The sequence below is a fragment of the Variovorax sp. GW460-12-1-14-LB1 genome, from assembly GCF_059423605.1.
Genome location: NZ_JBWKYF010000042.1, coordinates 12,328 through 26,022, shown reverse-complemented (window position 1 = coordinate 26,022; position 13,695 = coordinate 12,328). Strand labels below are relative to the sequence as shown.

Genomic DNA, 13,695 nt, shown 5'->3' with positions numbered 1-13,695 from the left:
TGGAACGATTATCGTAGGCGCACTGCTTCACCGGGACCCGACGCCATGCTCATTCGACTTCGCGCACTCTTCGATCTCTGCCGGCGCGCCTTCGCATCCTGGTCCAACGACTACGCCCCGAGCATGGGCGCGGCGCTGGCCTACTACACGGTGTTCTCCATTGCGCCGCTGCTGCTGATCGTGATCGCGGTGGCTGGCCTGGTGTTCGGGCAGGAGGCCGCGCGCGGCGAGATCTTCGCGCAGCTCTCGGGCCTCATGGGCGAGCAGGGCGCGGCGGCGGTGCAGGGCATGCTGCAGGCGGTCAACAAGCCGACCGAGGGCATCGTGGCCACGGTGGTCGGCATCGCGCTGCTGATCGTGGGCGCGACCACCGTCTTCGGCGAGCTGCAGGACGCGCTCGACCGCATCTGGCGCGCCCCCGCGCGCACCCGCAACAAGGGCGTCTTCAACATGCTGCGCGTGCGACTGCTGTCGTTCAGCATGATCATGGGCATCGGCTTCCTGCTGATGGTGTCGCTGGTGGCGAGCGCGGCGCTGGCCGCGCTGGGCAAGTGGTGGTCGCCGATGTTCGGTGCCTGGGCCACGCTGGCGCAGGTGGTGAACTTCGTCTTCAGCTTCGCGATGGTCACGGTGATCTTCGCGATGATCTACAAGATCATGCCGCGCGCCAAGGTGCAGTGGCGCGACGTGTGGGTGGGCGCGGCGGTGACGGCGCTGCTGTTCACCGTGGGCAAGCACCTCATCGGCCTGTACATCGGCAAGAGCAGCGTGGCCTCGGGCTACGGCGCGGCCGGCTCGCTGGTGGTGGTGCTGGTGTGGGTGTACTACTCGGCGCAGATCTTCCTGCTGGGCGCCGAGTTCACCTGGGTCTATGCGCGCACCTACGGCTCGATGAAGGACGCCATCGGCGAGCCGGCGGGGCAGGCGTCGCCGACGCGCGACGTGCCGCTGCCCGCGCACGTCGACGTTGCTTAGCCTGCGAAGCCGCCTTCGTCGAGAAACTTCTGCTCTTCCGGGGTGGACGTGCGTCCGAGCATTCGGTTGCGGTGCGGAAAGCGCCCGAAGCGCGCCACGATGTCGCGGTGCAGTACGGCGAAGTGCTGCGTGTTGGCGTCCTGCGTGGCGTTGAGTTCGACCGAACGCTCCTGCTCGGCCAGCACCTCCGAGTGCATGAAGGGCAGGTAGAAGAAGCGCTGCATCAGAGCGTCGGCCTGCCGGTCGAAGCCGGCCTCGACGGCGCGGCGCGCCACGGCCAGCGCGAGGCCGTCGGTGGCGAGCATGTGCGGGTTCTGGCGCCAGGCGTTGCGCGGGAACTGGTCGAGCAGCACGAGCAGGGCCAGGGCGCCTTCGCCGGTGTCGGCCCAGTGGTCGAGCCGGCCGCTGGCCGCGGCCTGGTGGGCGGCGGCCAACTGGTCGATGCATGCGGCATCGAAGACATCGCTTTTCGCGAACCAGCGCTCGGGGCCGGCATCGCGCCAGAAGGCGACCACGTCGTGTGCGGAAGGGAGTGTGTCGTCGGAAATCATCGTTGCATTCTCTTGCACAGGCGTGCGAAGAAGGGGCGCTGGCCGACAAGGCCGCAGGCGTCGTCTGCCTATGCTGAATGCTTTCATCCACAGGAGACCCCGACCATGAACAACACTCGCACACTCTGGCGCAGCACCCTCGTCGCGGGCCTGGCCGCCGTCGCACTGGCCGGCTGCGGAATGATGTCGAAGTCGAACGTCGCGAGCTTCAGCGGCGCGATGAACGCGGCCAGCCAGGTGCCGCCCAACATGACGCGCGGCAGCGGCATGGCCGAGGCCTGGCTCAACCGCGACACCAACGTGCTCAAGTACAAGATCACTTACGAAGGCCTGAGCGGCCCGGCCACGGCGGCCCACTTCCACGGGCCCGCCGCCGCGGGCGCGAATGCCGGCGTGGTGCTGCCCTTCGCGAGTCCGGCAAGCCCGATCGAGGGCCAGGCCACGCTCACGCCGGCGCAGGCGGCCGACCTCGTGGCGGGCAAGTGGTACGCCAACATCCACACGGCCGCCAACCCGGGCGGCGAGATCCGCGGGCAGATGCTGCCGAAGATGTGAGATTCGTCCGGGCTGAAGCCGCGAAAAGGCCCCTGGTCAGGTGGCTGTCGCGGGGCTGGTGTCCAATGACCGCATGACGACGACACCCAAGAAAAAGCCTCGCGCCGCCACCGCTGCTTCCTCTTCTTCGCACGCACCACCCCATCCCTTCATCGCCCGCCGCGAAGGCATGCGCACCGCCCGCAAGGCGCTGGTGCTGCAGGGCGGCGGTGCGCTCGGCGCCTACCAGGCGGGCGTGTACGCCGCGCTCAGCGAGACCGACCTGCAGCCGCACTGGATCGCGGGCGTGTCGATCGGCGCCATCAACGCCGCGCTCATCGCCGGCAACGCGCCCGCGCAGCGGGTCGACCGGCTGCGCGAGTTCTGGCACCTGGTGTCTTCGGGGCCGGCGCAGCGCCTGCCGTCGTGGCTCGGCGACCGCGCCACGCAGAACCAGTGGAGCGCCACCATGGCTTCGCTGGTCGGCATCCCGGGTTTCTTCGAGCCGCGCTACTCGCCGGCCCTGCTGCTGGGCGGTGCCGCGCCGCTCCTGAGCTACTACGACACCTCGCCGCTGAAGGCCACGCTGGAGCGGCTCATCGACTTCGACCGCATCAACGCCTGCGAGGCGCGCTTCAGCGTGGGTGCCGTCAATGTGCGCACCGGCAACTCGGTGTACTTCGACAACACGCGCCAGCGCATCGGCCCCGAGCACATCATGGCCAGCGGCGCGCTGCCGCCGGGCTTTGCGCCGGTGCACATCGACGGCGACGACTACTGGGACGGCGGCATCGTCTCGAACACGCCGCTGCAGTACGTGCTCGACACGCATCCGCGCGCCGAGGCACTGGTGGTGCTGCAGGTCGACCTGTTCAACGCGCGCGGCGAGATGCCGCACACGCTGTCGGGCGTGATGGAGCGCCAGAAGGACATCACCTATTCGAGCCGCACGCGCCTGAACACCGACGCGCTGGCGGCCAACATGAACCTGCAGCAGGCCATTGCCGACCTGATCGCCAAGCTGCCGCCCGGCCTGCGCAACGACCCGAGCGTGGTCGAGGTGCAGGCGCAGCTCACGCACGAGCCGATCGACATCTTTCACCTGATCTACCGCGACAAGTCGTACGAGCTGGAGTCGAAGGACTACGAGTTCTCGCGCGCCGCGGTCGAAGAGCACTGGGAGTCGGGCGTGCGCGACATGGGCAAGACGCTCGCCCACCCCGAGACGCTGCGCGCCGACGCCACGGTGAACGGCGTGACCACCTTCGACCTCGGCGAGCCGGGCACCGGGCGCATCAAGCGGCCGGGGCTGTCGCGCTGAGGGAAGTCAGCCGGGCGCGTGCCCGGTTCTTGCTCGCTCTTTTCCTATCCACCACTTCCAAGGACGCTTCACCATGCAACTCAAGGACAAGGTCGCCTACATCACCGGCTCGGCCAGCGGCATCGGCAAGGAAATCGCCATCCTGTTCGCGCAGGAAGGCGCGAAGATCATCATTGCCGACCTCAACAAGGAAGCGGCCGATGCCACCGCCGCCGAGCTGAAGGCCACGGGTGCGCAGGCCATCGGCGTGGCGGTCGACGTGACGAACGAAGACCAGGTCAATGCCTCGGTGGAAGAGGGCGCGAAGGCCTTCGGCGGCATCGACATCCTCATCAGTAACGCCGGCATCCAGATCGTGCATCCGGTCGACGAGTTCAGCTTTGCCGACTGGAAGACGATGCTTGCGATTCACCTGGACGGTGCGTTCCTCACCACGAAGGCGTGCCTGAAGCACATGTACGCGCAAGGCCGCGGCGGCAGCGTGATCTACATGGGCTCGGTGCACTCCAAGGAAGCGTCGCTGCTGAAGGCGCCGTACGTGACGGCCAAGCATGGCCTCATCGGGCTGGCCAAGACGGTCGCCAAGGAAGGCGCCAAGCACGGCGTGCGCGCCAACGTGATCTGCCCGGGCTTCGTGCGCACGCCGCTGGTCGAGAAGCAGATTCCCGAGCAGGCGAAGACGCTGGGCATCACCGAGGAGCAGGTCGTCAAGAACGTGATGCTCAAGGAGACGGTGGATGGCGAGTTCACCACCACCGACGATGTGGCGCGCGTGGCGCTGCTGTTCGCGGCCTTTCCGACCAACGCGTTGACCGGCCAGTCGCTCGTCGTGAGCCACGGCTGGTACATGCAGTAAGCGCTACAGCTTCAGCTCCCACGTCTCGCCCACCTGCGGCTGGCCGTAGCCCTCGTGCGGCTCCGAGTGCACGAGCTGGAAGCCGCGCTTGGCGTAGATGCTGCGCGCGGCCGTGAGGCAGCTGTTGGTCCACAGCGTCATCTTCTTGTAGCCCTTGCGGCGCGCGAAGGCGATGCACTCGTCCACGAGGCGCCCGCCCAGGCCCAGCCCGCGCGCGGCCGGCGTGAGGATCAGCATGCGCAGCTGCGCCACGGTGGCCGACTTGCGCACCACGAAGATCGCGCCGACGCGCTCGCTGTTGAGCTCGGCGATCCAGCAACGCTCCCATTCGGGCTGGAACTTGAGCAGGAACTCGCCTGCGATGCCCGCCACGAGCGCTTCGAAGCGGTGGTCCCAGCCGTATTCGCGCGCGTACAGCTCGCCGTGCTGCTGCACCACCCAGCCGATGTCGCCGGGCGCCGGGTCGCGCAGCACGGCGGCCTGGGGCCGGGCCGGCGGCGCGGCCGGTTCGAGCAGCGCCTGCACCGTGTCCATGGCCTGCACCAGCTGGTTTTGTTGCGCCGGCGGCAGCGCGGCGAGCAGGGCGGCGGCCTCGTCGCGCGATTTCTGTTGCAGCGGCGCAAACGCGGCATGGCCGGCGTCGGTCAGGCGCAGCACGCTCTGGCGGGCGTCGCGCGGGTGCGGCTCGCGCGTGAGCCAGCCGTGGGTTTCGAAGCGGCGCAGGATACGGCTGAGGTAGCCGGCGTCGAAGCCCAGGTCGCGTCCGATCTCGCTGGCGACCGGGGTTTCGCGGTGCGCCAGCTCGTAGAGCACGCGCACGTCGGTCAGCGACAGGTCGCTGCCCAGGTAGGGGTCGAGGGCGCCGATGCGGCGCGTGTAGAAGCGGTTGAACCGGCGGATGGCCTTGACGGCGGACGGGTCGACGGGGGGCGTTGGCGTGGGCATGGTTGCCATTGTCATTTAAATTGATTGACTTTGGCAATCAAATAAGAGCCCTCTCGTTCCGGGGCAAGGGATCTTCAGGGCGACAGAAATGCTGGAAAACCCTAAAATCGAGGGTTGCCCACACAGGCGGCGCCCCGGCGCTGTCCGCTCCCACCGATGAACGCCCCCGTCGACGTCTCCTTTTTTGCGCGTGCCGCCAAGCCGCTGACCAGCTACCGCAAGTACTGGGCGGCCCGTTTCGGCACGGCCAAGTTCCTGCCGACCTCGCGCAAGGAGATGGACGCGCTCGGCTGGGACAGCTGCGACATCATCGTGGTCACGGGCGACGCCTACGTCGACCACCCCAGCTTCGGCATGTCGGTGATCGGCCGCATGCTCGAGGCGCAGGGCTTTCGCGTGGGCATCATCGCGCAGCCCGACTGGCAAAGCGCCGAGCCCTTCAAGGTGCTGGGCAAGCCGAACCTGTTCTTCGGCGTCACGGCCGGCAACATGGATTCGATGATCAACCGCTACACGGCCGACCGGAAGATCCGCAGCGACGACGCCTACACCCCCGGCGACGTCGGCGGCTCGCGCCCCGACCGTGCGGCCATCGTGTATTCGCAGCGCTGCAAGGAAGCCTGGAACGACGTGCCGATCATCCTCGGCGGCATCGAAGGCAGCCTGCGCCGCATCGCGCACTACGACTACTGGTCGGACAAGGTGCGCCGCTCCATCGTCGTCGACGCCAAGTGCGACCTGCTGCTGTACGGCAACGCCGAGCGCGCCATCGTCGAGATCGCGCACCGCCTGGCCGCCAAGGAGCCGGTGCAGCAGATCACCGACGTGCGCGGCACCGCCTATGTGCGGCGCGAAACGCCCGAGGCCTGGTTCGAGATCAACTCCACCAGCGTCGACGAACCCGGCCGCGTCGAGGCGCACGTCAACCCGTACCTGATGGTGTCCGACCAGGCCAAGGCCAACGGCGCCACCTGCGCGAAGGAAGACGAGGCCGAAGCTGTCGCCAAGGCCGCCGAAGCCGCGGGCTCCGCCGCCGGTTCGGTCGTCAACCCCGCCATCAAGCCGCTGAACTTCGTGCCCAACCCGGCGCTGCAAGGCCGCGGCAAGATCGCCGTGCCGCCGCGCGACCGCTCGGTGATCCGCCTGCCTTCGTACGAGCAGGTGCGCAGCGACCCGGTGCTCTACGCCCACGCCAACCGCGTGCTGCACCTCGAGACGAATCCCGGCAACGCCCGCGCGCTCGTGCAGGCGCACGGCGAGGGCGCCACGGCGCGCGACGTGTGGATCAACCCGCCGCCCATTCCGCTCACCACGGCCGAGATGGACCACGTGTTCGACCTGCCGTACGCGCGCAGCCCGCACCCGCGCTACGCCGACGAGAACGGCAGCCACGACGGCGCGACCAAGATCCCCGCGTGGGAAATGATCCGCTTCAGCGTGAACATCATGCGCGGCTGCTTCGGCGGCTGCACCTTCTGCTCGATCACCGAGCACGAGGGCCGCATCATCCAGAGCCGATCGGAAGACTCGATCATCAAGGAGGTCGAGGCCATCCGCGATTCGGTCAGCGGCTTCACCGGCACCATCTCCGACCTCGGCGGCCCCACGGCCAACATGTACCGCCTGGGCTGCAAGAGCCCCGCCATCGAGGCGGCATGCCGCAAGCCCAGCTGCGTGTACCCGGGCATCTGCCCGAACCTGGGCACCAACCACGACCCGCTCATCAAGATCTACCGCCGCGCGCGGGCGCTCAAGGGCATCAAGAAGATCCTCATCGGTTCCGGCCTGCGCTACGACCTGGCCGTGCAGTCGCCCGAGTACGTGAAGGAGCTGGTGCAGCACCACGTCGGCGGCTACCTGAAGATCGCGCCCGAGCACACCGAGCAGGGCCCGCTCACGAAGATGATGAAGCCCGGCATCGGCAGCTACGACAAGTTCAAGCAGATGTTCGAGAAATACTCGGCCGAGGCGGGCAAGAAGCAGTACCTCATTCCGTACTTCATCGCCGCGCACCCGGGCACCAGCGACGAGGACATGATGAACCTCGCGATCTGGCTCAAGAGGAACGGCTTCCGCGCCGACCAGGTGCAAACGTTCTACCCGAGCCCGATGGCCACGGCGACGACGATGTACCACACCAACAAGAACCCGCTGCGCAAGATCACGCGCGAGAGCGAGACGGTGGACATCGTGCGCGGCGACAAGCGCCGCCGCCTGCACAAGGCCTTCCTGCGCTACCACGATGCCAACAACTGGCCGCTGCTGCGCGAAGCCCTCAAGAGCATGGGCCGCGCCGACCTCATCGGCAACGGCAAGCACCATCTGATCCCGACGTGGCAGCCGCTGACCGATGGCGGCTACACGAGCGCGCGCCGCAAGAACTCGACCTCCGCGCCGGTGGCCGCCAAGGCCGCGGCACCGGTCCGGCTGGCGCCGGTGAAGCCCTCCAAGGGCCGCATCCTCACGCAGCACACGGGCCTGCCGCCGCGCGACAACGGCAGTGGCGGCAAGCCGCTCAACAAGCCTTCACGCAAGGTGCGTTGAGGCCTGGTCGAAGGCGCGGTCAGCCGAAGGCCGCGTGCTTCGACAGCCAGAACACCCACGCCCCCAGCGCCGCGCAATGCAGCGCGACCGTGACGTAGAACCTCCACAGGAAACTCGCCTTGCTCGACTTGTGCCGCAGCAGTTGCTGCGCGCACCACGCGCCCGGCCAGCCGCCCGCGAGCGCGAGCAGGTGCAGCGTGCTTTCCTGCGTGCGCCAGCGCCCGGCCTGCGCTGCGCTCTTGTCGAAGGCGTAGGCCGCGAAGGTGAGCAGGCTCAGCCCCGCGACGACCGCCAACACGAGCAGCGGCAGGCGACCGAGCCAGACGGCGGCGCCCAAGCCCGCGGCGTAGATCACGATCAGCCACGCGCCCCACGGCGTGCCAGCCGTGCTGCGACCCGAAGGCCGGCGCGGCTGCGCGCGTGAGGCTGCGCGGGGCATGGCACCCGCCGAGGCTGCGGCCTCCACGGCCATCGCCCGCGGCCCCTTGCCGCCGACATGGATCTCTTCGAAGTGCACCGCCATGCCGACCTGCGGCTTCAGCTGGCGGTCGCGAAAGTCGCGCAGGTGCACGAAGACGTCGGCCGACACCTCCGGGCTGCGGATGAAACCGAAGCCGCGCTCGGCCTCCCAACGAACGAGTCGACCTTGGCGCTTCATGGCATGCGAGGGAAAAGGGCAGGGCACATGCGGGCGATTCTCTCTTGTGGGCACGGGGCGCCGCTCCTATCATCGGCCGCTCATGCACCTGCATCACTCTCCCCCTTCGTCGACCTGCCGCTGACGTTCGCGCGCGCTTCGCGCCGCGCCCGTCAGGCCTGCAAGTGGTCGCTGCCGTCCGCCTTCTTCCGCTGAGCGAAGACAGGCCGGGCGGTGGCCGGATGGTCATGCCCGCCCCTGGCAATGCGTCGACGCGACGCCGAGGCGACGGGCCTCACGGAGAGTTTCAACATGAATGCAAGAACAACGGCCGCCCTGGCCTGGGGCGGCGTGCTGCTGGCCGGCGTGCTCTGGGGCGGCGGCGCCCTGGTGGCGCAATTCCTGATCGACGGCGGCATCGCGCCGCACAGCCTGTCGCTGGCGCGCTTCGCGCTGGGCATGCCGCTGCTGTGGTGGCTGCACTGGCAGGCGACACGGCGCGCGCCGGTCGCCGATGCGGGGTGGCGCCACCTGACGCGCCGCGAGCAGGGCCACGTCATCGGCACCGGTGCCGCGATGGCGCTGAACGTGAGCTGCTGGTTCGCCGGCATCGCGCACCTGGGTGCCGCGCTGCCGACGGTGATCTCGATCTGCTGCGCGCCGCTGATCGTGGCCTGCGTGTCGGTGCTGCGCGGCTACGAGCCCTTCGGCGCGCGCCTGCTCGGTGGCCTCGTGCTGGCGCTGGCGGGCGTGCTGCTGCTGGTGATGCCGGCCGCTGGCTGGGGCGCCTTGCCGGCGGGCTACGGTGCCGGGCTCGCGTGGTCCTTCGGCTCGGCCGTCTGCTATGCGCTGGTGGTGCTGGGCAACGCGCGCATGCCGGCGCGGGTGCCGGCCGTGACCGCGTCCGCCTGGGGCATGAGCGCCGCGGCGCTGTGCATGCTCGGTGTCGCGGTGGCGAACGGCATCACCTGGCCCGAGGGCACGGCGCAATGGACGGGCGCGGCCTACACCGGCGTGGCCACCACCTCGGTCGCCTACCTGGCCTTCGCCTGGGGTGCGCGTCGGCTCTCGCCGACGGCGGCGGTGGTCGGCACGCTGATCGAGCCGCTGGTGGCGGCCTGGCTCGCGGCGCTGTGGCTGGCGCAGCCGATGGCGCCGCGCCAATGGCTGGGGGCGGCGCTGCTGGCGGGGGCAATGCTGCTGCTGGTGCGGCGGAACCGGGGTATCGTGTAGCCCCATGATGAGCCGTTCGCCCCCCTTGCCGGTTTCGTGGAAACGCACCCTGGCGGTGGCCGCCTGCTGCGGCGTGTCGCTGCTGGCGCAGGCGGCGGCCCCCGAGGCCTCCGCGCCCGCGGGGGCCCAGGCCCTGCGCGCCGAGCACCAGAAGCTCAGCGACAAGCTCGACCAGAGCCGCTTCGGGCGTCCCGTGCAACTCGACTCCACCGAAACGCCCGGCGGCCTCGAGGGCGACATCTATGCCGTGGTCGAGCACCCGCTGTCCAAGGTCAGCGCGGCGCTCAAGGGCTCGGACCACTGGTGCGAGCTGCTCACGCTGCACATCAACAACCGGCGCTGCCGCATCAGCACCTCGCCGCAAGGCAAGGAGACGCTCACGCTGTTCGTGGTGCGCCGCTACGACAAGCCGGTCGACCAGGCCTTCGAGCTGCCTTTTGCCTACCGCGTGGCCAGTGCCACGCCCGAGCACCTGCAGGTCGAGATGTCGGCCGACACCGGCCCGTTCGGCACCAGCAACTACCGCGTGCGGCTCGAAGCGGTGGCGCTCGACGAGCGCAAGACCTTCCTGCACTTCAGCTACGGCTACAACCACAACACGATGGTGCGGTTGGCCACGCAGGCCTACCTCGCCACCTTCGGCAGTTCCAAGGTTGGCTTCACCGTGGTGGGCAAGGGCGCCGACGGCCAGCCCGAGTACATCCGCGGCCTGCGCGGGCTGGTGGAGCGCAATGCGATGCGCTACTTCCTCACGCTCGACGCCTACCTGGCCACCGGCGCCAACGACCCGGCCGAGCGCCGGCAGCGCTACTGGTTCGCGGCGGCCGAGCGCTACCCGCGCCAGCTGCACGAGGTCGACCTGGACACCTACCTCGCGGTGAAGCGCGAAGACCGCCAGCGCGACGGCAGCGGCCGCTGAAAAGGCGCCGACCACCGCAACCTTTCGGTTGCAGTTTCACGGGCTTGTCATCTGCCTCGGCATTAATCGCCGGGGCTTGCGCCTTTGCGCGGGCGCATCACAAGGACAACAAGCAATGCGCAAGACAACAAGAGGATCGAGGATGGGATGGCTGGCGCTCGTGGGCGCTGGCGCGGTGCTGACCGCCTGCGGCGGCGGCAACGGCGGCGGGGGCGGCTGGTCGTTCCCGGTGGGCGGTGGCACGACCAATCCGCCCGCTGCGCAGTCGAAAACCGGCACCTTCCTGGATGCCGCCGTGGAGGGCCTCGACTACGTGGCCGGCAGCGCCGCCAAGGCCGCCACCAACGCCAAGGGTGAATTCATCTGCAAGGACGGCGAGACCGTCACCTTCAGCGCCGGCGCGCTGGCCCTGGGCAGCGCCGCATGCGGCGACGCGATCACGCCGCTCACCCTGGCCGGCGGCAGCGACGTGAAGGCCGATGCCGTGGTCAACCGCCTGCTCGCGCTGCAGAGCTTCGACGAGGACCGTGACCCCGCCAACGGCATCCGCCTGACGCCCGCGCTCAAGGCCGCCCTGACGGCCGGCGCGCTCGATTTCAACGCCGCGCCCGACGCCTTCCACACCGCGCTCAACGCGGTGCTGGCCGCGTTGCCCGCTCCCTACAATGCCCGCATGGTCGACTCGAACCGCCGCATGCTGGCCCGCGAACACTTCGAGGACACGCTGGCCTCGCGGCTGGGTGCACCGGTCACCGAAGCGTCGACGCAGACGAACCAGCTCGGCGCCATCGGCATCGCCGTTACGCGCTACCAGCTGCAGGCCGATGCCCGCTTCCACGTGCCCTACGAGGGCGACAACCCGGACATCAAGGCCGACTTCCCCCAGGGCTTCCTGCCGGCCTACGGCTCGGGCCTGGCGTTCAAGGGCAAGGCCGACGACGGCGTGCTCGAGTTCTACGCCATCACCGACCGCGGCCCGAACGGCGACGGCCCGACCGCACCCGTGCCCGGCGGCGGCGACGGTGTCACCAGCATCAGCAAGGTGTTCCCGGCGCCGTCGTTCGCGCCGAGCTTCGGCATCGTGCGCGTGGGCAAGACTGGCGCGGTGCTCAGCACCAGCGTGCCGCTCAAGCGCGACGCCAACACCAAGATCACCGGCCTGCCGCCGCGCTCGGGCGTGGGTTCGACCGGCGAGACCCCGCTGACCGACCAGTACAAGTTCGACGAAGCCAAGGCCGGCTACGACGCCAACGGCCTCGACCCCGAGACCCTGGTGCTCGACAAGGCGCGCAACGTGCTGTGGACCAGCGACGAGTACGGCCCCTTCATCGCGCGCCTGAACATCGCCACCGGCGTGGTCGAGAAGAAGTACGCACCCGGCCCCGGCGCCACCGACCTGCCGGCGGTGCTGGCGCAGCGCCGCCCCAACCGCGGCATGGAAGGCCTGACGCTCGATGTGGCCAGCGGCGTGCTGCACGGCTTCCTGCAGAGCCCGATCGATCCGCGCGACGCCAACGGCAAGTCGATCAAGGCCAAGCCGCCGGGCGGCAGCAACACCGACGTGCGCCACATCGCGAAGTTCACGCGCTGGCTCGCATTCGATCCGGCCACCGAGACCTCCAAGCTCTATGCCTACCCGATCGACGGCAGCCAGTACGACAAGGACCGCACCGGCAACGCCAAGCTCGGCGACATGGTGAGCCTGGGCAACGGCCGCTTCATCGTCATCGAGCAGGGCGCGCGCAAGAGCGACGGCAAGGTGTTCAACAAGCTGATGCTGGTGGAGCTGCCGGCCAACGCGACCGACATCAAGGCCCTCGACCACAACCTGGAGATCAGCAGCATCACGCAGGTCGCGTCGAACGGTGCCGACTATTCGACCGTGGTGACGATGCGCAAGACCGAGCTGCTCGACCTCAACGTGCTGGGTTGGCTGGCCGAGAAGGCCGAGGGCCTGACGGTCGTCGACGACCAGACGCTGGCGCTGGTGAACGACAACGACTTCGGCCTGGGCACCGTGCTGCTCGGCGCCGACGGCACCCGCCTGGCTGGCAGCGTGGAAGAGTGCAAGGTCGATGTCGACGGCAAGCTCCGCGATTGCCCGGCGGGCGCGACCGAAGCACGCATCACGCGCGGCTCCGATCTGGAGCGCCCGACGCGCATCTGGCTCATCAAGCTCGACCGCAAGCTGAGCGACCTGCGCCTGCCGGCGTCCTGAGCGCCGTCAGTCGGCCAGCGTGAGCAGCGGCACGTCGCGCTCACGGCCCATGGCTTCCAGCTCGGCGCGCGTGCGCGTCGCGAGCCAGGCGGCCAGCGCCGCGTGCGTGGCGGGCGCCATCATGTCCGGCGGCGCCACGCCGGCCACGTCGCGCAGGCGCGCGGCGAAGTGCGGCTCCAGCGCCGCCACCGCCACGCGGCCGTCGGCGCAGGGGTAGACGCGGTAGCCCGCGTGCGCGCCGCCCACCGCGCCGTCGGGCTTTGTCAGCCCCCAGGTGCGGGGCAGGGCCAGCCAGTCGGCCGAGGCGTTCAGCGCCACCTCGAGGTACACGCCGCCGCGCTGGCGGGTCTGTTGCAGCACGGCCTTCAGCACCGCCTCGCTCGCCAGCAGCGCACCGCCCATGTCGGCGTACAGCGTGGGCGGCAGCGCGGTGCCGGTGACGAGGCCGCTCTCGGCGAGGTAGGTCAGGTCGTGGCCCGGCTCCTCGGCGCGTTCGCCCGGTGCGCCGACGATGGCGACCTGCGACAGCGCCGGATGCCGCGCCTGCAGCGAGGCCCAGTCGAGCTTCAGCTTCTGCAGCGCCGACGGGCGAAACGAGGTCAGCAGCACGTCGGTGCGGGCCAGCTCGGCGTGCAGCTGCGCTTGGCCAGCCTCGGTCTTCAGGTCGACCGTGCGGACCTCGACGCCCTCGTGCAGCGCCGTGTACGCGGGCCGGTTGTACAGCCCCATCGGATCGCCGCCGGGCGGCTCCAGCTTGAGGCAGGCCGCGCCCATCGTGCGGCAGCGCAGCAGCGCGGCGGGGCCCGGCAGGTTGAGCGCCAGGCTCAGCACGCGCACGCCGTCGAGCGGCAGGAAGGAAGCATCGGAGGAACGGGGCATGGGTCGTGTGTCCGGAAGGTCCAGGGGTGAGAGGGAAGGGGGCGCGGCCATTTTCACCCGCCGGCAGAGCCAGATTCCGCAAG

At 69.5% G+C, this 13,695-nt stretch carries 12 protein-coding genes; 8 read left to right on the top strand and 4 right to left on the bottom strand.

The window, feature by feature from the left end; translation table 11 throughout:
- Window positions 1-45 precede the first annotated feature (45 nt).
- Window positions 46-975 carry a YihY/virulence factor BrkB family protein gene (locus tag AC07Y4_RS20505; protein ID WP_495274978.1) on the top strand — a complete coding sequence of 310 codons (930 nt, stop codon included), beginning with the start codon at window positions 46-48 and terminating at the stop codon, window positions 973-975.
- Here AC07Y4_RS20505 and AC07Y4_RS20500 read toward each other — a convergent pair.
- Complete coding sequence (locus AC07Y4_RS20500; RefSeq protein WP_495274977.1) at window positions 972-1,526, bottom strand: DUF924 family protein; 555 nt, start codon at window positions 1,524-1,526, stop codon at window positions 972-974. The genes AC07Y4_RS20505 and AC07Y4_RS20500 overlap by 4 nt on opposite strands.
- Before the next feature lie 105 nt (window positions 1,527-1,631).
- Here AC07Y4_RS20500 and AC07Y4_RS20495 point away from each other — a divergent pair, with 105 nt between their 5' ends.
- From AC07Y4_RS20495 to AC07Y4_RS20485, 3 genes are all read left to right on the top strand, one after another.
- On the top strand, window positions 1,632-2,081 hold the full coding sequence (locus AC07Y4_RS20495) for a CHRD domain-containing protein (RefSeq protein ID WP_070060984.1): 450 nt from the start codon (window positions 1,632-1,634) through the stop codon (window positions 2,079-2,081).
- 73 nt (window positions 2,082-2,154) lie between these two features.
- Window positions 2,155-3,381 carry a patatin-like phospholipase family protein gene (locus AC07Y4_RS20490; RefSeq protein ID WP_495274976.1) on the top strand — a complete coding sequence of 409 codons (1,227 nt, stop codon included), beginning with the start codon at window positions 2,155-2,157 and terminating at the stop codon, window positions 3,379-3,381.
- A gap of 73 nt (window positions 3,382-3,454) precedes the next feature.
- Window positions 3,455-4,237, top strand: a complete 783-nt coding sequence (locus tag AC07Y4_RS20485) for a 3-hydroxybutyrate dehydrogenase (protein ID WP_495274975.1) — start codon at window positions 3,455-3,457, stop codon at window positions 4,235-4,237.
- Window positions 4,238-4,240: 3 nt separating this feature from the next.
- On the opposite strand, the gene AC07Y4_RS20480 is transcribed toward AC07Y4_RS20485, so the two are convergent.
- Window positions 4,241-5,197: a bifunctional helix-turn-helix transcriptional regulator/GNAT family N-acetyltransferase gene (locus AC07Y4_RS20480; RefSeq protein WP_495274974.1), complete on the bottom strand. Its 957-nt coding sequence runs from the start codon at window positions 5,195-5,197 to the stop codon at window positions 4,241-4,243.
- Window positions 5,198-5,338: 141 nt separating this feature from the next.
- On the opposite strand from AC07Y4_RS20480, the gene AC07Y4_RS20475 reads away from it, so the two are divergent.
- Window positions 5,339-7,726 (top strand): YgiQ family radical SAM protein, encoded by a 2,388-nt coding sequence (locus AC07Y4_RS20475; RefSeq protein WP_495274973.1) that lies wholly within the window; start codon window positions 5,339-5,341, stop codon window positions 7,724-7,726.
- 19 nt (window positions 7,727-7,745) lie between these two features.
- Here the strand turns inward: AC07Y4_RS20475 and AC07Y4_RS20470 are convergent, their stop codons facing one another.
- Entirely contained in the window at window positions 7,746-8,384 is a 639-nt protein-coding gene (locus tag AC07Y4_RS20470; protein ID WP_495274972.1) for a DUF1294 domain-containing protein, read from the bottom strand.
- A gap of 291 nt (window positions 8,385-8,675) precedes the next feature.
- Between AC07Y4_RS20470 and AC07Y4_RS20465 the strand changes: the two genes are divergently transcribed.
- The 3 genes from AC07Y4_RS20465 (at window position 8,676) to AC07Y4_RS20455 (ending at window position 12,733) form a co-directional block, all read left to right on the top strand.
- Window positions 8,676-9,596, top strand: a complete 921-nt coding sequence (locus tag AC07Y4_RS20465) for a DMT family transporter (RefSeq protein WP_495274971.1) — start codon at window positions 8,676-8,678, stop codon at window positions 9,594-9,596.
- A 7-nt stretch (window positions 9,597-9,603) separates the two neighbouring features.
- The gene (locus tag AC07Y4_RS20460) at window positions 9,604-10,515 is read left to right on the top strand and encodes a hypothetical protein (RefSeq protein WP_495274970.1); all 912 of its coding nucleotides are present in this window, start codon (window positions 9,604-9,606) and stop codon (window positions 10,513-10,515) included.
- Between the two features lie 142 nt (window positions 10,516-10,657).
- A complete protein-coding gene (locus AC07Y4_RS20455) occupies window positions 10,658-12,733 on the top strand; it encodes an esterase-like activity of phytase family protein (protein ID WP_495274969.1) in 2,076 nt (691 codons plus the stop codon).
- A 6-nt stretch (window positions 12,734-12,739) separates the two neighbouring features.
- On the opposite strand, the gene AC07Y4_RS20450 is transcribed toward AC07Y4_RS20455, so the two are convergent.
- Window positions 12,740-13,612: a CoA transferase gene (locus AC07Y4_RS20450; RefSeq protein ID WP_495274968.1), complete on the bottom strand. Its 873-nt coding sequence runs from the start codon at window positions 13,610-13,612 to the stop codon at window positions 12,740-12,742.
- Between the last annotated feature and the right edge of the window lie 83 nt (window positions 13,613-13,695).